Below are 19,292 nucleotides of genomic sequence, written 5' to 3'. Positions count from 1 at the left end.
TGCGCTGGACTTCGGACAGGCCCATTTGATGGAAATTTACGAGCTTGGCCGACGGGCGGCGCTGGACGGCAGCATATGGGTGCCCCGTGTTCCGGATGGCTATCGGTCCATTCCGCGCTGAAGCCGCAGGTGCCGCAACAGGGTCATTCGGCAGGCAAAGTCCGTTTCGACCTCAGGGTACGGCCCGCCGCCGCCCAAGCCGGTCGCGCGATGCGGCGGAACCGCGCGAGAGGGCGTTCGAAGGCCGATGCAAAGGCGAAGCTGACTGCGAGCGTCAGCAACAACATGATCAGATCGTGGCCCAACAGGTCCGCAGGCAATACCGCATCCAGCAGATGCAGGGTTGGATAGTGGACGACATAGATTGAAAAGCTGGCTCCGGCGACCCATCGAGTGAGCTTGGCGAATGCGCCACTGGCATCGAACTTCTGTCGTTCCGCGATCCCTCGCACACCTGTCAGGTGCAGCGCGATGCAAGACGCCATGACCATGTTCCAGAGCACCTCGTCCGAATACAGCAGAACGGCGTGGTGGTTGGCGGGGGCCATCCAGTGTTGCGTCCATTCGCTCAACACAATCCAAGCACCTGACCATTTCAATACGACGAGCAGGCAGATCGGAAGTATTGCCAAGGCCCACGCCCGCGCCAGAGTAGTGTTGTGCGTACCCGTCCCCGCCCGCCAGACCGCAACGCCCAGCAGCCAGGCCGGGAACAGCGCCAGGATGGGGATGCCGAACACCAACGCCATCAATGCGAGCAGCACGATCCGCAAAGCCCCTCTGATGAAGATCGCAACGCCGAACAGCATGTAGAAAGCGACCTCATAGCTCAGCGACCAGAGCGGACCGTTCGAGCCCAACCGGACAGGATCCATTGTCCCGACCCATTGCGTCGAAAGTGTCAGGCCGCGAAACAGGAACTCGGTCAGAGGCAAAGGCTGATAGTAGCCCTGAGGATAAGCCTCCATGTCGATCCGGGTTCCAATGGCATCGAAGACAAGGGTCAGGATGAGCGCTGGAACTACGACCGTGAAGATGCGGGTCAGGCGGTTGAATGCAAAGCGATCGAGCGACCCGTCGCGTTCGGCCGCATAGGCGATCACCAGTCCGGACAGCACGAAGAACACGATGACCGCGTCGCTGGCTATGTTGATCTCGCGCAGGATCTGATAATCGCCGCGCGTAAACCTGAGATGCGCCATATGCCCGAATAGCACCGTGAGCGCGGCACCGGCCCGCAAGGCATCGAGCCAAAGCGACAGGCCCGGAGTCATTCCACGGCTCGGTACAGGTGATGCCGCACTCATACCCAACTTGCGGCGGAGCCAACGCCAACTGTCCGAGAACGGCTCGAACAGCGCCGCTTGGAGCGTCGGATGCGGATCGTCCAGGTAGTTCCCCTTTGCATCGGTGATCCCGAATTTCAGGTCTTCGGTTTTTGTCGGGACATACAGCGTTCCGAACATCCAATCCCAAATCGCAAAGATCGACCCGTAATTCTTGTCATGATGCTCTTTTGCGGAGGAGTGGTGAATCTGATGTTGGGCCGGTGAGATGAGGATGTGTTCCCAGAACCGGCCATAGCTGATCCAGATGTGGCTATGGCGGAAATTGGACCCCAGCGCATTGAAGACGACATGGGCAACGTTGGCGCCACCAATGGTGTAGAGGTCGACTTGGCCCACGAAGGCGAACAGCATCAGACCCTGAACGACGCCGACGAGCAGGGAGTTGACCAGCTTTCTCAGCGCGACCTCGACCGGATGCGCACGGGAAACGGTCAAAGGTGTCAGGACCGGGGCAGAGTGGTGTACCGCGTGGAAGGGCCAGAGAACTTTCCATTCATGGCTGATTCGGTGGGTCCAGTAGTTGCAGAAATCGGCGGTCAGCAAGATCACGACCGTGGCCAGCAGCCTTTTGGCCCAGACCGAGGAAACCAGATCTCCGCCGGATGCCACGTCGTTGAGGATTTCGAGCGTCGCAAAGGCGACGATCGGGCCAAACACCAAAACCGAAAACGTCCCGACGAAATTGAGGATGTGGTTGGCGAGAAACAGCTTGAGATCCAGAATGTTGGAGCGGTGACGATAGATTTCCCTTGGCAGAACCCAGGACCAGAACGTGCCGGGGCGGCCGCGGAGCATCCAAATGAGCCGCGCGAGAACCAATGTCGTGGCGAGGTAGAACAGGGAATACCGCACCGCCGGATCGGTAGCGGTCTTGATCAGGCTGTGGCCCAACGCCGTCAGGTGTTCCATCATGTGCCCTCATCCGATCAGCAGAAGATCCTTTGCCAATCTGTCAACAGTTGGGCGTGTTTGTGTGCGGAACGGGGATGATTCGCAGGCAGGAGGCATTAGTAGTGATGGCGCCGTGCGCTTTGTGTGGCCCCCCGACGTTGCTAGCATGGAACAAACTTAGACAATTGAAGGACTTTCCACATGCCGTTCAGATTTCTACGCTCGCATTTCTCCGAAGAGGCGCTTCACATCCCCGAGATCGGGCTCAAGCTGCATGTGCGCATGGAACCCAGCGACAGCGGCGGTGAGATGTCGATCATCGAAACCGAGAATGCCCCCGGCTTCGGTCCACCCCTCCATCGTCACCCGGAAACCGAGATCTTTCGGGTTCTTGAAGGCCGCTATCTGTATCAGGTGGATGGCGAACGGTTCATCGCCGAAGCCGGTGATCTGGTGACGATCCCGGGCGGTGCGGTTCATGCGTTCCGCAACGAGGCTCCGACGCCATCGCGCCAGCTGGTCATGATCCTGCCGGGCCTGAACGACACCGCGTTCTTTTCGGGCCTGGCCGAAACGATGAAGGGGGGCAAGACCGACCCCGAAACCCTGAACGCCTTCAGCCGGAAATGGCAGATCGAGTTTCTCGGGCCACCTCTTTGATCCGCAACGCGCGGCCGGGATTTCGCGCCTAGGCGACCGCCTCGGATCGCCCGGCGTTCCGCCCGGAAAAGATGCAGCCGCCCAGAAACGTGCCCTCCAGCGCGTTGTAGCCGTGATACCCTCCGCCACCGAAACCTGCGACCTCGCCGGCCGCAAACAGCCCGGGCACGACGGCGCCATCGGCTCCGATCATCTGGCTGTCGAGATTGGTCTGCAATCCGCCCAGCGTCTTGCGGGTCAGGATGTGCAGCTTGACCGCGATGAGAGGGCCGTTGGCCGGATCAAGGAACTTGTGCGGCCTGGCGGTGCGGATCATCCGGTCGCCACGATAGTTCCGGGCGGCGTGAATCGCCATGATCTGCGCGTCCTTGGTGAACGGGTTGTCCATCTGGCTGTCGCGCGCTTCGATCTGGGCTCTCAAATGCGCCTCGTCCAGCAAGCCGCCGCCCAACTCGTTCATGCCCGCCACCAGGTCCGAAAGCGTGTCTGCGACCACGAAATCTTCGCCTTTCTCCTTGAACGCCTCGACCGGCCCGGTCGCCCGCGAGCCCGAAAGAACGCGCTGCCGGATCACCTCGCGCCAACGTGCCGAGGTGAAATCCGGGTTCTGCTCCGACCCCGACAGAGCGAATTCCTTCTTGATCACCTTCTGGGTCAGAATGAACCAGCTGTAGTCAAACCCCGTCTTCAGGATTTCGCGCAGCGTGGCGAGCGTATCGAAACCGGGCAGGCAGGGCGGTTGCAACCGGTTGCCGCGCGCGTCGAACCACATCGAGCTTGGACCGGGCAGAATGCGGATGCCATGCGCGGGCCAGATCGGATCCCAATTGCGCACGCCCTCGGTGTAGTGCCACATGCGATCACCGTTGATCACCAGTCCGCCCGCAGCCTCGCTGATGCCGATCATGCGGCCATCGACATGGAACGGCACGCCCGCGATCATGTTCTGTGGCGGCTCGCCCAGTCGGTCGCGCGGCCAATTCTTGCGCACCATCTCGAAATTGCCGCCGATCCCACCCGACGTCACGATGACCGAAGGGGCGTGGACCTCGAATGCGCCAACCTCGTCCCGGTTGGTTTTGGCGCCGCGCGGGGCGGCATCGTCGGCCAGCAACTCGCCGGCTACGCCCCTGGCCGCGCCGTTTTCCATGATGATGCGGCTCACCTGATGCCGGAACCGCAGATCGATCAGCCCGGCGGCGGCGTGGTCGCGCACACGCCGGACGAAGGGTTCCAGAATGCCCGGGCCGGTGCCCCAAGTGATGTGAAACCGGGGGACGGAATTGCCGTGACCGTCGGCATAAGACCCGCCGCGTTCCGCCCAGCCAACCACCGGAAACCAGCGCAAACCCATCGCGTGCAGCCAGGGCCGCATCTCACCGGCCGCGAAATCGACATAGGCCTCGGCCCATCGGCGCGGCCAGTCGTCTTCGGGCCGGTCGAACTGCGCGCTGCCCATCCAGTCGCGCAGGGCCAGGTCGCGGCTGTCGCGAATGCCCATCCGGCGCTGTTCCGGCGTGTCCACCATGAACAGCCCGCCGAGGCTCCAGAACGCCTGACCGCCCAGAAAGTGCTCGGGTTCCTGATCCAGCAGGATCACACGCTTCCCCCGGTCGCCCAGTTCGGCTGCGGCGGCAAGGCCCGCAAGCCCGCCGCCTACGACGATCGCATCCGCGGAGTTTTGGCTCATGGGCAATCCTTTCAGTGGCGGCGGAACCAGAAGAGGAAGGGCAGGGCGACGGCATACATGGTGATGCCATAGACCGCGGCAGGCAAGGCCAACGGGCTGAATCCGGTCGAGGTGTTCGTGATCAGCGCCGCAAGCGTGATGCCCAGCGTCGAATTCTGGATGCCCGTTTCGATCGAGATGGTCTTGGTTTCTCCCCAGCTCAACCCGGCGGCGCGGGCCAGACCGAATCCGATCAGTAGCAGCGCGATGTTGAGCGAGATCAGCCCGGTGCCCATCACGCCCAGATTGTCGATGAACAACTGCCAGTTTCCGGCCAGCGCCGCGATGACGATAAGGACAAAAAGAACGGTCGCGAGTTTGGACAGCGGTCCGTCAACCGCAACCGCGAAACCGGTGAAATAATGACGGATCGTGACGCCGATCGCGACCGGCAGCGTCGTGATCAGGAACATGGCCACGGCCAGGCCGGTCACGGAAACCTCCGGCGCATCCGCGCCCAGGAAATACCCCACGGACCAGGCCGCCAGCACCGGCACCGTCAGGATGGACAGCAGGCTGATGACGGCGGTCAGCGTCACCGAAAGCGCCACGTCCCCCTTCGCCAGCTTGGACAGGATGTTGCTGGTCACGCCACCGGGGCAAAAGCTGAGCAGCATGAATCCGACCGCGATCTCGGGCGGAAGGGCAAACAGAATCACGGTCGCGAAGGCCACCAACGGCAGCACCACCACCTGGCTGACGGCGCCGATAAGAAACGGATAGCGTCGGCTGACGACGCGCCGGAAATCCGCCGCTTCGAGCCCGACCCCCAGCGACAGCATGATGATGGCCAGCGAGACCGGCAGGCCCACATTGACGAGAAAATCCAAAACAACCCCTCCCAAAGCCGTTTTCGATCACCCTAAGCGCGCGATGCCGGGTGAGGCAACGGCTCCGTCGGGTCAGCCGTATCGCCGGGCGAAGCGGCGCAGGATCTCTCCGGGCTGCGTCACTTCGGCGGCATGACAAAGCGCGATCAGGCGCTCAGCATCCTCGGGCGGGAAATAGCCGTGATCCTTGTAGATGTTGATGCGCTGTTCGAAATCGTGCGCGTCCGCCTCGGGGTGAAACTGGGTGGCATAGACGTTCTGGCCCCAGCGAACCATCTGGATCGGGCAGGGATCGGAAGCCACCAGATGAACGCACCCGGGCGGCAGGGATTGAACCGCCTCCTTGTGCCCCACGAACGCTTCGAAGACGGGGTGCAGTCCGGCGGTGAGCGGGTCGGCGGCCGCATCCGGCGTCAGCCTGCAGATCGAGGGGCCAACCGGCTCGCCATAGCGCGCCTTGCTGACTTCGCCGCCCAGATGCGCGGCAAGGATGCCCAGACCGTAGCAACACCCCATGAACGGGTGATCGACGCCGATGATCTGCGGCATCAATCCCATGATTGCCGCTTCGATCCGGGCATCCAGGGGCGACTTGGTGGCGGGATCGTCACTGACGCAGCCAGGTCCACCGCCGACGATGACACCGGCATAATCGGTGACGTCCAGCCCTTCGGGCAACGCTTCGCAATCCAGCCGGATACGGTGCATGCGTTCGGGGGGCAGACCGCATTTGTCGAGGATCGACGCGAATTCCGCGTCGGCGGCATCCGTCTCCGGGCGAAGTTGCAGAACCAGAAATCGTTTCATGGTCTGCCCTTATCCCGCGGTTCCGACCTTTGGCAACAGCGCATCGGGTCACAACGGCCAGAACAGCAGGATCGCCGGGATGGAAACCGCGACGATCAGCACTTCCAGCGGCAATCCCATGCGCCAGTAGTCGCCGAAGTGATAGCCGCCCGGCCCGAGGATCAGCGTGTTGTTCTTGTGCCCGATCGGGGTCAGGAACGCCGCCGATGCCGCGACCGCCACCGCCATCAGGAACGGATCGGGCGATACCTCCAGCGTGCGGGCCATCTGGATGCCGACCGGGGCGGCGACGATCGTGGTGGCCGTATTGTTGAGCACGTCCGACAAGGTCATGGTCACGATCATCAGAACGGTCAGGATCGCCCAGGCGGGCAACCCGTCGGTCAGAGAGACCAGAGCGCCCGCAATCAGCTCGGTGCCGCCCGAGGTTTCCAGCGCCGATCCCAGCGGTATCATCGACCCCAACAGCACCACCACGGGCCATTCGATATGGTCATAGATCTGCGCAATGGGCAGGATCTTGGTGAGCACATAGCCGATGACCACCAGTCCCAGCGCGATCGGCAGATACACCAGCCCGAGGCTGGCGGCGAGGACCGCGGCCGCGAACAGGCCGATGGCAAGCCACGCCTTGTCGTCCGCCGTCACGTTCAAGCCCCGCCCGGCCAGGGGCAGGCAGCCCAGCCATTCGGTTACGTCGGCGCCATGGTCGCGCGGGCAGAGCAGCAACAGGATGTCACCCGGTTCGACTTCGGTCTTGCGGACCTGTTTGGTGATGCGCCGGCCTTGCCGCGAAATACCGAGCAACACGGTGCTCTGCCGCCAGGTCAGCCCCAGCCCCTGCGCGGTACGTCCCCGGATGCGGGCCGTTTCGGGCACCACGACCTCGATCACCTCCAGCCCCTCTCCGGCGGCGGTCAGGGCCTCCTGCCGGCGGCTGTCGGAAAAGTCGAGGCCAAGAGCGGCGCGAAACTCGTCCAGCGCCTCGGGCGTCGCTTCGAGAACCAGCGCGTCGCCTTCCTTGAGCAGCGCATTTGCGGCGCGGCCATACCGCCGTTTGCCATCGCGGATCAGCCCCAATATCGCCACGTCGGTCTTTTCGGCGGTTTCGTCCAGTTCGGCCAGGCGTTTGCCGATATGCGCGGACTCCGGCGGCACCGTCAATTCGGCGATATACTGCGCCAGCGCGTCGGACGTGTCTGTCTGCGCGCCGCGGTCCGGGATCAGCCGCCAGCCGATCAGCGCGACAAAGATCAGCCCGGTCAGGGCGGCCAACCCGCCCACCGGTGCGAAATCGAACATCTGGTACGGCGCGCCCAGGGCATCGGCGCGGATCGACGCGATGATGATGTTGGGCGGCGTGCCGATCAACGTGGCCATGCCGCCAAGAATGGTTGCGAAACTGAGCGGCATCAGAGTCAGACCCGCCGCGCGCCCGGCCTTGCGCGCGGTCTGAATGTCCACCGGCATCAGCAGCGCAAGCGCGGCGACGTTGTTCATGAAGGCCGACAGTACGGCGCCAATCCCGCCCATCAGCGCGATATGCTGCCCCATCCCGCGCGAGGCATCGACCAGGGTTCGCGTGATCATGAACACCGCGCCCGACCGCACCAGCCCCGCGGACACGACCAGAACCAGCGCGACGATGATGGTCGCGGGATGTCCGAAGCCGGAAAACGCGCCATCGACCGGCACCACGCCCAGCACGACGCCGGCCATCAAGGCGGCGAACGCCACGAGATCATAGCGGAACCGCCCCCACAAGAGCAGCGCGAAGACCGAAATGAAGAGGGCGAACAAGATGATCTGATCCGTGGTCATGCGCCCACCATAGCTTGCGCGCCGGGGCCGGCAAGCCGCTCTCTTGATCCCCTGGCGCGCTAGCGTCTATATGAGCGCCGGATACGCAAACATCACGAGGACGCAACATGGCCGGCCATTCCAAATGGGCCAACATCCAGCACCGCAAGGGGCGCCAGGACGCCGCGCGGTCCAAGCTGTTTTCCAAGCTGTCGAAGGAGATCACCGTCGCGGCCAAGATGGGCGACCCCGATCCCGACAAGAATCCGCGCCTGCGTCTGGCGGTGAAGGAAGCGAAATCGCAGTCGATGCCCAAGGACAACATCGAGCGCGCGATCAAGAAGGCGACCGGCGGCGACGCCGAAGCGTATGAGGAAATCCGCTACGAAGGGTATGGACCCAACGGTGTCGCCGTCATCGTCGAAACCATGACCGACAACAAGAACCGCACCGCATCGAACGTGCGCTCCACCTTTTCGAAGAACGGCGGCAATCTGGGCGAGACCGGTTCGGTCGGGTTCATGTTCGAGCGCAAGGGCGAAGTGGTCTACCCGGCTTCGGCGGGCGATGCGGACACCATCTTCGAGGCCGCGATCGAAGCGGGCGCGGAGGACGTGGAAAGCTCGGAAGACGGGCATGTCATCTGGTGCGCCGATACCGACCTGAACGAGGTCTCCAGCGCGTTGGAGGCGGCGCTGGGCGAGTCTGAATCGACCAAGCTGGTCTGGCGGCCCACGACCACGACCGAGTTGGGGCTCGAGGACATGCAGCGGCTGATGAAGCTGATCGAGGCGCTGGAAGACGACGACGACGTTCAGCGCGTCACCACCAACTTCGAGGCCACGGACGAGGTGATGGCCCAGTTGTGACCTCGGCGGCGGTCGCGCCGGGGCGCGCCCTCCGGCGGCGATCCGAGCGTCAGAAAAAGCTGCTGATCTCCTCCAGCGGCTTTTTCAACTTGGCCACCGCCGGCACGGTCGCCCCATCGGCCGGGTGTCCGACCGCGAGGATCATCGTCGGTTTCTCCGAAGCGGGACGCTGCAGCGCATCGTTCAGGAATCGCATCGGGTTCGGGGTGTGCGTCAGGGTGCTCAGCCCGGCGTGATGCAGCGCCGCCAGCAGAAATCCGGTGGCGATGTTGACGCTTTCGGGCACGTAGTAATTCTTGTAGCGGGTGCCATCTTCGAACTGTCCCCATCTTTGGGCGAATACCACGATGAGCCAGGGCGCGACGGTCAGATGCTCCTTGACCGCATTCGTCCCGATCGGTTCCAGCGCTTTGATCCATTCATCCCCGGCACCGCCGGCATAGAACCGGCGTTCTTCCTCCTCGGCTTCTTCCCGAATGCGCCGTTTCAGCGCCGGATCAGCAATCGCCGCGAAATGCCAGGGTTGGTGATTGGCGCCTGAAGGGGCAGTACCGGCCGTGCGGATGCAGGTTTCGATCACGTCCCGCGGAACGGGCCGGTCCGAGTAGTCGCGGACGGTGTGCCGTTTGCGCATCGTGTCGTGAAAGGCGCGCGCGGCGGCAATCATCTGAGAATCGCTCAGATCGCTGCGGTCGGGCAGGGGAATGGGATCATAGCTGAGCGCATCGCGGGCAAACATGGCCTGTCCTCCGAGGGTCCGGCACTTTATCCGCCGTGGCTAGCCGGGAATCAAGGCAGCGGCAGCGGCGCGTTTGACCGCGTGGGTCAGGGGCACAAGCGCCGGCGCTATGATCCGGCTGACCTGCCACGTCAGCGGCACATGCAAGGGCGCGTCGGGAATGAGCGGGCAGAGACGCCCGGCAGAAACGTGGTCCTTAATCAGTGCCAGAGGGTTCATCCCCCATCCCAGCCCCGCGCAGGCGGCATCGACAAAGGCTTGGGATGACGGAAGGAAATGCGTCGGCGGCGTGATCCGCGGTGCGAAATTGGCGGCGATCCAAGCCTTTTGCAGATTGTCCTTGCGGTTGAAGGTCATGCAGGGCGCGCGCGTCAGCGCGTCGGGCGTGACGCCATCGGGAAACCATCTGCGCAGGAACTCCGGGCTGGCGGTCGCGACATAGGGCAGAACACCCAGAGCAAGCCCGTCGCATCCCGTGACCGGCTTGCCGCCTACGGTAACGGCGGCGCTGACCTCACCCCGCCGCAGCCAATCGGCGGAATGGTCCTGATCGTCGATCACGAGATCGAACAGCACCCCTTCGACCTGCGCCATCGCCGCGACGAACCACGTGGCCAGGCTGTCTGCGGGTACGGCAATCTTCAGGCGAACGGGCCGGTCGTTGCGGTCCAGCGCAAGATCCCGGCTCAACTGCATTTCCAGCAGGCCGACATCCTCGGCATGTTTCGCGATCCTCAAGCCTGCAGCGGTCCCGGTGCAGGGCGGGCCACGATGGACCAACGAGGTTCCGATCCGGTCCTCCAACGCCCGAATCCGCTGGGATATGGCCGACGGCGTCACCAAGAGCTCCTCGGCGGCGGCGTCGAAACTCCCGAGCCGCAGGATTGCCGACAAGGCGGCCATTTGGTGGGGATCGAGCTGCATTAGAGAATCTTAATTCGGATCAACATCTTTAATTGGATTAGTCGCGCGCCGGCAGGTAGTCAATCCGGGCACCGCGCAGGAAATCCAATGTTCTCATCCTTCGTTCCCGGCTTCGCGCTGGGGTTTAGCCTGATCCTGGCAATCGGCGCGCAGAACGCCTTTGTTCTGCGTCAGGGCCTGCGGCGCGAGCATGTCTTTGCCCTGTGCCTGACCTGCGCCGTGTCGGACGCGGTTCTGATCGCGGCCGGTGTGGCTGGCTTTGGCGCCTTGGCCGAAGCCGCGCCGCTCTTCGAGACGGTCATGCGGTACGGCGGCGCGGCCTTTCTCCTCTGGTACGGGCTTCGCAGCCTGAACTCAGCCTGGAAGGGCGGAACTGCGCTTGATCTGGGCCGCGACCGGCGGACCAGCCTTCGCGCGGCGCTGTTGACGGTTCTGGCTTTCACCTGGCTGAACCCGCATGTCTATCTGGACACGGTGGTGCTGATCGGCTCGATTTCGGCGCAATATGACGACAGGTTGGGATTCGCCCTCGGGGCCATGACTTCGAGCTTCGTCTTCTTTTTCATGCTGGGCTATGGCGCGGGTTTCGTTGCGCCCTGGTTCGCGCGGCCGTCCGCCTGGCGGGTGCTGGATACGGTCATAGGGGCCACCATGCTCGCCATCGCGTGGAAACTGGTCGCGATGTGACGGCTTGCCCTGAGGTGGAAATGGGTGTTGAACCGTTAGCATGACAACGATCACCGCCCAATCGCGCCCCCTGGTTGGCATGTTCTGGATGCTCGCTGCCGGGTTCTCCTTTGTGATGATGACCGCCTTGGTCAAGACCATGGGTTCGTCGATGCATCCGGTCCAAGCGGCCTTTCTGCGCTATCTGTTGGGCCTTGTCTTTCTGCTTCCGGCGCTGCGCGCGATCCTCTCGACCCGATTGACGCCCCGGCAGTGGGCCTTGTTCGGGGTGCGGGGCGGGGTACACGCTGTGGGCGTCATGCTGTGGTTCTTTGCCATGACCCAGATTCCCTTGGCCGAAGTCACGGCCATGAACTACCTGACGCCCGTCTATGTCACGTTGGGGGCGGCTCTGTTTCTGGGGGAAAAGCTGGCCTTCCGTCGGGTTGCCGCCGTCATCGTGGCCTTGCTGGGCGTGCTCATCATCCTGCGACCGGGATTTCGCGAAGTTTCCCCGGGACATCTAGCCATGCTTGGCACGTCGCTGGCGCTTGGAGCTTCGTATCTTCTCGCCAAGGCCATGGTCGAGGATGTGCGCCCCTCGGTTGTCGTCGCCCATCTTTCGATCTGGGTGACGATCTTTCTGACCCCGTTTGCCATCGCGGTCTGGACACCGCCCGACTGGTACGAGTTGGGGATACTGTTCCTGATCGCCTGTTTTGCGACGGGTGGTCACTATTTCATGACCCTCGCCATGCAGGCCGCGCCGATCGCGGTGACGCAGCCGGTGACGTTCCTGCAACTCATCTGGGCGACCCTGCTCGGCGCGGCGATGTTCCACGAGCGTGTGGACATCTGGGTGGTCGCGGGGGGCACTCTCATTCTCGGTGCGATCAGTTTCATCACTTGGCGCGAAGCCATGCTGAACCGACGCGCGGTGACGCCGCCGAGCCTTGCCACCAAGTTCTGATCCGAAAGTGGCTGCCAAATCCGGCGCCGGAAGCGGTTATTGATTGACGAGTCAATAAAACTGCCTTAGCGTTTTATCATCAACACGCTTCAACGGGGCCAGACATGCCGAAACTCGGAATGGAGCCGATCCGGCGGGACGCGATCGTGAAGGCCACGATCGCGGAGCTTGGTGTCAAGAAGTCCCTCGATGTGACCGTCAGCCAGATCGCGAAACGCGCCGGTATGTCCAGCGCGCTGGCGCATCACTATTTCGGCGGCAAGGATCAGATCTTTCTTGCCGCAATGCGACGTATCCTGACGGATTTTGGCCACGAAGCAAGGGCGGGGCTCAAGGCCGCCCCGAAAACCGAGCGGGCACAGGCAATCATCCGCGCCTGCTTCGCCCCATCCTGTTTCACCCCCGATGTCATCGCGGCCTGGATGACCTTCTACGTTCTGGCGCAGACCAATGACGATGCCTTGCGCTTGTGGCAGATCTATCAGTCGCGCATACGCTCGAACCTGGTCGATGCGCTGCGCCCGTTGCTCGAAGACCCGGTGGAAGGGGCCGAGAACATGATCGCGCTGATCGACGGGCTATATATCCGGGCGGCTCTCAGCGCGCCGGAAAAGCCGGAAATCGCGGTCAACCACGCCTTGCGGGTTCTCAATACGCTGATCGAGGCCGGAAAATGAAAAAGCCGAATATTCTGATCCTGATGGTGGATCAGCTGAACGGTACCCTGTTTCCCGACGGTCCCGCAGAGTGGCTGCACGCGCCGAACCTCAGGAAACTGGCCGAACGCTCAACCCGCTTTGCCAATGCCTATACCGCCTCGCCGCTCTGCGCGCCGGGGCGGGCCAGCTTCATGTCCGGCCAGTTGCCTTCACGCACCGGGGTCTATGACAACGCCGCCGAGTTCCGCAGCGACATCCCCACATACGCACATCACCTGCGTCGCGCGGGCTATTACACCTGCCTGTCGGGCAAGATGCATTTCGTCGGCCCCGATCAGTTGCACGGTTTCGAAGACCGCCTGACCACCGACATCTACCCGGCCGATTTCGGCTGGACCCCGGACTATCGCAAGCCGGGCGAGCGCATCGACTGGTGGTATCACAACATGGGCTCGGTCACCGGGGCCGGCGTGGCCGAGATCACCAACCAGATGGAGTATGACGACGAGGTCGCCTATCACGCCAAGGCCAAGCTCTATGATCTGGCCCGCGGCAAGGACGACCGCCCGTGGTGCGTGACCGTCAGCTTCACCCACCCGCACGACCCCTATGTTGCACGGCGCAAGTATTGGGACCTGTACGAGGATTGCGAGCATCTGCTGCTGCAGGTCCCGGATCTGGGATATGACAACCAGGATCCGCACGCCAAGCGCATCTTCGACGCCAATGACTGGCGCAGCTTCGACATCACCGAAGAGGATATTCACCGCTCGCGCCGTGCCTATTTCGCCAATATCTCGTACCTGGACGACAAGATCGGCGAAATCCTCGACGTGCTGGAATCCACCCGGCAAGAGGCGATCATCCTCTTCGTTTCCGACCACGGCGACATGCTGGGCGAGCGGGGCTTGTGGTTCAAGATGAACTTCTACGAAGGCTCGGCCCGGGTGCCGCTGATGATCTCGGCGCCGGGCCTGCCGACCGGCCGCATCGACGCCCCGGTTTCGACCATTGACGTGACCCCGACGCTGGGGGAACTGGCGGGCGTTGACATGGCCGAAATCGCCCCCTGGACCGACGGCGAAAGCCTGGTGCCGCTGGCGAACGGCGCCGAGCGCACGGCGCCGGTGCTGATGGAATACGCCGCCGAAGCCTCTTATGCGCCCTTGGTTTCCATGCGCTACGGCAAGTGGAAATACAACCGCTGCGCGCTGGATCCCGATCAGCTCTTCGACCTCGAAGCCGATCCGCACGAGCTGGATAATCTTGCGGACAAGTCCGAACACGCGGGCACGTTGCAGACCCTGCGCGCCAAGTCCGAGGCACGCTGGGATCTGGACCGGTTCGACGCCGAGGTGCGCGCCAGCCAGGCGCGGCGCTGGATCGTCTACGAAGCGCTGCGGCAGGGCGGCTATTACCCGTGGGACTATCAGCCGCTGCAGAAGGCGTCGGAACGCTACATGCGCAACCACATGAACCTGGACAATCTCGAGGAAAGCCAGCGTTTCCCGCGCGGCGAATGACCTCATGATCCTGCCGACAATACCCCGCCAGAGGCATGACAACGCGCCCACGCCGGGGCCAAAGGAGCCGTGAACATGGAAGCAGATTTTGTCATCGTAGGCGCGGGTTCCGCCGGCTGCGCGATGGCTTATCGCCTGAGCGAAGCCGGAGCTTCGGTGCTGGTGATCGAGTATGGCGGCACCGATGCCGGTCCGTTCATCCAGATGCCGGCCGCCCTCAGTTATCCCATGAACATGTCGCGCTATGACTGGGGCTATCAGTCCGAGCCCGAGCCGCATCTGAACAACCGCAGGCTGGCCTGCCCGCGCGGAAAGGTGATCGGCGGTTCCTCGTCGATCAATGGCATGGTCTATGTGCGCGGCCATGCGATGGATTTCGACACCTGGTCCGAGATGGGCGCGGATGGCTGGGCCTATGCGGATGTGCTGCCCTATTTCAAGCGGATGGAAACCTGGCACGATGGCGGTCACGGCGGCGATCCGGCCTGGCGCGGCACCGACGGGCCATTGCACGTGACGCGAGGCCCGCGCTCGAACCCGTTGTTCAAGGCGTTTGTCGAGGCGGGCCGCCAGGCGGGCTACGAAGTCACCGGCGACTACAACGGCCAGAAGCAGGAAGGTTTCGGCCCGATGGAGCAGACCGTCTTTCGCGGGCGGCGCTGGTCGGCGGCCAATGCCTATCTCAAACCGGCGCTGAAACGTCCCAATTGCGATCTCGTGCGTGGCCTCGCTGCCCGGGTGGTCATCGAGGAGGGCCGCGCGACCGGGGTCGAAATCCTGCGTGGCGGCCGAAAGGAACTGGTCCGCGCGCGCCGCGAAGTAGTGGTTGCCGCCTCGTCCATCAATTCACCGAAACTGCTGATGCTGTCGGGCATCGGCCCGGCCGCGCATCTGGCGGAACACGGGATCGGCGTGATTGCGGATCGCCCGGGCGTCGGCGCCAACCTGCAGGATCACCTGGAACTCTACATCCAGAAACAGTCCATCCAGCCGATTACGCTCTACAAATACTGGAACCTGATCGGCAAGGGCGTCATCGGGGCGCAATGGCTGTTCACCAAGACGGGATTGGGGGCGTCGAACCAGTTCGAAAGCGCGGCCTTCATACGGTCGAAACCGGGTGTGAAATACCCGGACATCCAGTATCATTTCCTGCCCATCGCCGTGCGCTATGACGGGCAGGTCGCCGCCGAGGGGCACGGGTTTCAGGCGCATGTGGGGCCGATGCGCTCACCTTCGCGCGGGCGCGTCTCGCTGCGGTCGGCCCGGGTCGAAGATGCGCCGGTGATCCGGTTCAACTACATGAGCCATGAAGAAGACTGGCAGGATTTCCGCACCTGCATCCGCCTGACCCGCGAGATCTTTGCGCAGGACGCCTTCAAGCCCTTCGCAGGCAAGGAGATCCAGCCCGGCGATGCGGTTCAGACCGACGAAGAACTCGACGCCTTCATCGCCGAACATGCCGAGAGTGCCTATCACCCCTGCGGCACCTGCCGCATGGGCCGGGCGGACGATCCCGATGCGGTCGTCGATCCGCAGGGGAGGGTGATCGGCGTCGATGGTTTGCGGGTTGCGGACAGCTCGGTCTTTCCGCAGATCACCAACGGCAACCTCAACGCGCCGTCGATCATGGTGGGCGAGAAGGTCTCGGATCATCTGCTGGGCCGCGACCCCTTGCCTCGCGCGAATGACGCGCCCTGGATTCACCCTAATTGGAAGGTGGCGCAACGCTGAAAAGCCGTCGGGTTTGATCCGGGTCAAAGCGACGGTTCCATCTGGCGCCTAACTGTGGAGGCAACACGCAAAACAAGGAGCGCACAGGATGTCCCACACCCCCCATGAGTTGGCCGAAGAGTTCCCGGACAAGGTCGAACTGATGAGCCAGCTCAAGCAGTCGGATGCGCATTTCGCGCGGTTGGCGGACGAGTATCACGAGATCAACCGGGCCGTGCACCGGGCCGAAACCAATATCGAACCGATGGAGGAATTGGCCGAGGTCGATCTGCGCAAAAAGCGCGCGGCCCTGAAGGATCAGATCTGGGGCATCCTGTCCAAAGCCTGAGCCTGCCGCGAACCTAAAGGGTGCGCGCATTGCGCCCCTCCAAGGCGGGCGGCAGCGGTCTGGGTGATTTCCGAACGATGGGCGGTCAGTTCACCTGATACGGCAGGGTGCCGCGCGTGTTGGCGTCGATCGTCAGACGGCGTTCAAGTGGCGGCACCGAGCGTTGGTGGCAGGTCTTCCGCTCGCAGATGCGGCAGGAAATGCCGATCGGTTCATAGGCGCTGGCATTGTGGATATCCAGGTTGTCGGCATAGACCAGCGCGTCCGCGTGCCGAACCTCGCATCCCAGTGCGATGGCATAGCGGCGCACCGGCGCGCCGAAGGAACCGGCCGGCTTGGACACGTCCCGCGCCAGCGAGATGTAACGGACTCCGTCCGGCGTTTCGGCAAGCTGGCGCAGGAAATGGCCGGGTGTCTCGAACGCCCGGTGGACATTCCATAGCGGGCAGGCGCCGCCGAAACGCGCAAATTGCAGGCGCGTGGCGGAGTGGCGCTTGGTGATCGTTCCGGCCTGGTCCACGCGCACGAAGAAAAACGGAATGCCCTTAGCGCCCGGCCGTTGCAGGGTGGAGAGGCGATGGGCGACCTGTTCGATCGAGGCGCCGAACCGGTTGCTGAGCATCTCCAGATCGTGACGGCACTCCTGCGCCGCCGCGAGGAAAGCGCCATAGGGCATCAGGGCCGCGCCCGCGAAGTAGTTCGCCAGACCGATCTTGGCGATGGCGCGGGCCTCGTCACTCTGGAACCGGGCAAAGTCGAGCGTCGCCTCGAGCAATTGATTCTGGCTCAGCAGAGCGACCTGAAGCAGGAGTTGAAACACCTGGGTCTGCGGCGCGGCGCGGGTCGAGAGGCGCAGCGTTTTCGACGGCGCGTCATAACTGCGCAGCGACTCGATGTCAGAAAACTCCACCTGAATCCCGCGGTCGGTCAGGCTTTGCAAAGCCGCGGTGCGAATGTCGCCCGTTTCCCTGGCCCGGTCGGCGAAACGCTCGGCGGCGCGGTCCACCGCATCGATGTAATTGTCGCAATAGTGGAAGAAGTCGCGCACCTCTTCCCACGGGCTGGCCTGAATGCGGGCATCCTCGCGCCCCAGGGCTTCGTCCAGCGAAGCCAGCCGTTCGTGGGTCTGCCGATAGGCGCGGTGTAATTCGATGAAGGCGCGCGCCAGTGCGGGCGCGTTCGATGCGGTCAGGCGCAGATCGGCAAGCGGCGGCACGGCGTCGGCAAAGATCGGATCGGCCAGCGCCTCGCGCATGTCCGACACCAGCCGTTCACTGTCGCCGGTGCTGAGCTCGGTCACGTCCAGGCCGAATTCCTGCGCCAGCGCCAGGACGACCGTGGTCGAGATCGGGCGGTTGTTGTTCTCCATCTGGTTCAGATAGGGCAGCGAAACGCCCAGTTTTCCGGCGAAATCCTTTTGCGTCAGCGAAAGACGGGTGCGGATTTCGCGCAGCTTCGCTCCGGCATAGAGTTTCTGAGTGGCCATAGGCGCGCCTTTGCGGATTTGCTTTTGCGCAGGCTATCTTTGCAAAACAAGCGGTGCAAGCCGTCAGAGGCCGAGTTGACGCTCGCGCCAGATCACCACCTGGATTGCCAGAACCGCAAGGATCGCGGTTGCGAACATCAGCCACAACAACGGCAGCGCGCCCGTCTGGGGCGTGAGCAGCGCACCGGCCAGGGCGCTGAGCGCCGCGCCGCCGCCCAGCATGATCGCGCCGCTCAGACCCGAGGCGGTCGCCGCGAGATGCGGACGCACCGACAGCGACCCTGCGGTGGCGTTCGGAATCGACATGCCGTTTCCAAGCCCGACAAAGGTCATCAGTCCGAAAAAGGAGACCGCGCTGCCGTGGCCGGCAAGGACGATGAGGATCGACAGGCCGACGCCGAATGCGTTCAGCCAGCACCCCCAAAGCACCATGTGGTTCACGCCGAACCGGGTCGAAAAACGGCCGCTGATGAAATTCCCGAAGAAATAGCCCAGAGCCGGCGCGCCGAAATAGAGCCCGACCTCGGCCGGGTTCATCCCGAACACCTCGGTGCCCACGAACGGCGCGCCTCCCAGATAGGCAAAGAACGCGCCCGAGGAGAAACCGCAGGCCAGCGCATAGCCCCAGAATCGAGGCGAGGTGAGCAGCTCGGGATACTCCCGAAACTGCTGAACCAGGGTCTTGCCGCTCTTGAGCGCGGTTTCGCCAAAGTCGGAATGGGTGAGGAACAGGGTCAACCCGCCCAGGAGGAACAGCAGCCAGAAATTCGCCTGCCACCCGAATGCCTCGTCGAGAAAGCCGCCGATCGCCGGGCCGATCATCGGCACCACGGCCATTCCCATGGTCACGTAGCCCAGCATCGAGGCGGCCTGGTCCTGATCGTACATGTCCCGAACGGCGGCGCGGCTGAGAACGATGCCCACGGCGATCACCGCCTGGCACATGCGAAAGAACAGAAAGATCTCGGCGTTCGGAGCAAAGATGCAGCCCAATGTCACCAGCAGAAACAGGGCGATTCCCCACAGGATCACCGGCCGCCGCCCGGCCTTGTCCGCAAGCGGGCCGATGACGACCTGCATCACCGCATTGACGCCCAGATACAGCGCGACGGACAGTTGCATGACCCGGTAATCCGTCTGGAAATGGCTGGTCATGTTGGGCAGGCTGGGCAGGAAAATGTTCATGCTCAACGCCGACAGGCCCGACAGCAGAATGAGCGTCGCCAGGGTGGGCGGGCTGCGGTGGCTTTTGGCGGAACTGAACTGCATGGTTCGCATCTAGGCCAAGCCTGTCGCCAATTCCAAGACCCCGCTGGTGGGTTAATGTG

17 protein-coding genes are annotated in these 19,292 nt (G+C 63.3%); 8 read left to right on the top strand and 9 right to left on the bottom strand.

The window, feature by feature from the left end:
• Positions 1-143: 143 nt before the first annotated feature.
• Positions 144-2,261, bottom strand: coding sequence for a sterol desaturase family protein (locus tag AC2FNJ_RS16465; RefSeq protein WP_496765769.1), 2,118 nt, complete (start codon positions 2,259-2,261; stop codon positions 144-146).
• Positions 2,262-2,441: 180 nt separating this feature from the next.
• On the opposite strand from AC2FNJ_RS16465, the gene AC2FNJ_RS16460 reads away from it, so the two are divergent.
• On the top strand, positions 2,442-2,900 hold the full coding sequence (locus tag AC2FNJ_RS16460) for a cupin domain-containing protein (protein ID WP_496765767.1): 459 nt from the start codon (positions 2,442-2,444) through the stop codon (positions 2,898-2,900).
• 28 nt (positions 2,901-2,928) lie between these two features.
• Here AC2FNJ_RS16460 and AC2FNJ_RS16455 read toward each other — a convergent pair whose 3' ends face one another.
• From AC2FNJ_RS16455 to AC2FNJ_RS16440, 4 genes are all read right to left on the bottom strand, one after another.
• Complete coding sequence (locus AC2FNJ_RS16455) at positions 2,929-4,590, bottom strand: FAD-binding dehydrogenase (RefSeq protein WP_496765765.1); 1,662 nt, start codon at positions 4,588-4,590, stop codon at positions 2,929-2,931.
• 11 nt (positions 4,591-4,601) lie between these two features.
• A complete protein-coding gene (locus tag AC2FNJ_RS16450) occupies positions 4,602-5,459 on the bottom strand; it encodes a bile acid:sodium symporter family protein (protein ID WP_496765764.1) in 858 nt (285 codons plus the stop codon).
• 72 nt (positions 5,460-5,531) lie between these two features.
• Positions 5,532-6,266 (bottom strand): glutamine amidotransferase, encoded by a 735-nt coding sequence (locus AC2FNJ_RS16445; protein WP_496765763.1) that lies wholly within the window; start codon positions 6,264-6,266, stop codon positions 5,532-5,534.
• 48 nt (positions 6,267-6,314) lie between these two features.
• The gene (locus tag AC2FNJ_RS16440; protein ID WP_496765762.1) at positions 6,315-8,087 is read right to left on the bottom strand and encodes an SLC13 family permease; all 1,773 of its coding nucleotides are present in this window, start codon (positions 8,085-8,087) and stop codon (positions 6,315-6,317) included.
• A 107-nt stretch (positions 8,088-8,194) separates the two neighbouring features.
• Here AC2FNJ_RS16440 and AC2FNJ_RS16435 point away from each other — a divergent pair, with 107 nt between their 5' ends.
• Entirely contained in the window at positions 8,195-8,935 is a 741-nt protein-coding gene (locus AC2FNJ_RS16435) for a YebC/PmpR family DNA-binding transcriptional regulator (protein WP_496765760.1), read from the top strand.
• Positions 8,936-8,984: 49 nt separating this feature from the next.
• Here AC2FNJ_RS16435 and AC2FNJ_RS16430 read toward each other — a convergent pair whose 3' ends face one another.
• Both AC2FNJ_RS16430 and AC2FNJ_RS16425 read right to left on the bottom strand, forming a co-directional pair.
• Entirely contained in the window at positions 8,985-9,674 is a 690-nt protein-coding gene (locus AC2FNJ_RS16430; RefSeq protein ID WP_496765759.1) for a nitroreductase family protein, read from the bottom strand.
• A 39-nt stretch (positions 9,675-9,713) separates the two neighbouring features.
• Positions 9,714-10,598 (bottom strand): LysR family transcriptional regulator ArgP, encoded by an 885-nt coding sequence (locus tag AC2FNJ_RS16425; RefSeq protein ID WP_496765757.1) that lies wholly within the window; start codon positions 10,596-10,598, stop codon positions 9,714-9,716.
• 87 nt (positions 10,599-10,685) lie between these two features.
• Between AC2FNJ_RS16425 and AC2FNJ_RS16420 the strand changes: the two genes are divergently transcribed.
• The 6 genes from AC2FNJ_RS16420 (at position 10,686) to AC2FNJ_RS16395 (ending at position 16,478) form a co-directional block, all read left to right on the top strand.
• Entirely contained in the window at positions 10,686-11,285 is a 600-nt protein-coding gene (locus AC2FNJ_RS16420; protein WP_496765756.1) for a LysE/ArgO family amino acid transporter, read from the top strand.
• A 40-nt stretch (positions 11,286-11,325) separates the two neighbouring features.
• Positions 11,326-12,234, top strand: coding sequence for a DMT family transporter (locus AC2FNJ_RS16415; RefSeq protein ID WP_496765755.1), 909 nt, complete (start codon positions 11,326-11,328; stop codon positions 12,232-12,234).
• Positions 12,235-12,338: 104 nt separating this feature from the next.
• Positions 12,339-12,911 carry a choline-binding transcriptional repressor BetI gene (gene betI / locus AC2FNJ_RS16410; protein ID WP_496765753.1) on the top strand — a complete coding sequence of 191 codons (573 nt, stop codon included), beginning with the start codon at positions 12,339-12,341 and terminating at the stop codon, positions 12,909-12,911.
• Positions 12,908-14,416 carry a choline-sulfatase gene (gene betC / locus AC2FNJ_RS16405; RefSeq protein WP_496765752.1) on the top strand — a complete coding sequence of 503 codons (1,509 nt, stop codon included), beginning with the start codon at positions 12,908-12,910 and terminating at the stop codon, positions 14,414-14,416. Before betI ends, betC begins: the two co-directional genes overlap by 4 nt.
• A 75-nt stretch (positions 14,417-14,491) precedes the next feature.
• Positions 14,492-16,150, top strand: a complete 1,659-nt coding sequence (gene betA, locus AC2FNJ_RS16400) for a choline dehydrogenase (RefSeq protein WP_496765751.1) — start codon at positions 14,492-14,494, stop codon at positions 16,148-16,150.
• 88 nt (positions 16,151-16,238) lie between these two features.
• The gene (locus AC2FNJ_RS16395; protein WP_496765749.1) at positions 16,239-16,478 is read left to right on the top strand and encodes an HP1242/YdcH family protein; all 240 of its coding nucleotides are present in this window, start codon (positions 16,239-16,241) and stop codon (positions 16,476-16,478) included.
• A gap of 85 nt (positions 16,479-16,563) precedes the next feature.
• Here AC2FNJ_RS16395 and AC2FNJ_RS16390 read toward each other — a convergent pair whose 3' ends face one another.
• The gene (locus AC2FNJ_RS16390) at positions 16,564-17,964 is read right to left on the bottom strand and encodes a helix-turn-helix domain-containing protein (protein WP_496765748.1); all 1,401 of its coding nucleotides are present in this window, start codon (positions 17,962-17,964) and stop codon (positions 16,564-16,566) included.
• A 63-nt stretch (positions 17,965-18,027) separates the two neighbouring features.
• The gene (locus AC2FNJ_RS16385; RefSeq protein WP_496765747.1) at positions 18,028-19,233 is read right to left on the bottom strand and encodes a multidrug effflux MFS transporter; all 1,206 of its coding nucleotides are present in this window, start codon (positions 19,231-19,233) and stop codon (positions 18,028-18,030) included.
• Positions 19,234-19,292: the final 59 nt, after the last annotated feature.

This window comes from Ruegeria sp. BHSB196 (genome assembly GCF_059613135.1).
This window is presented reverse-complemented; position numbering and strand designations above follow the sequence as displayed.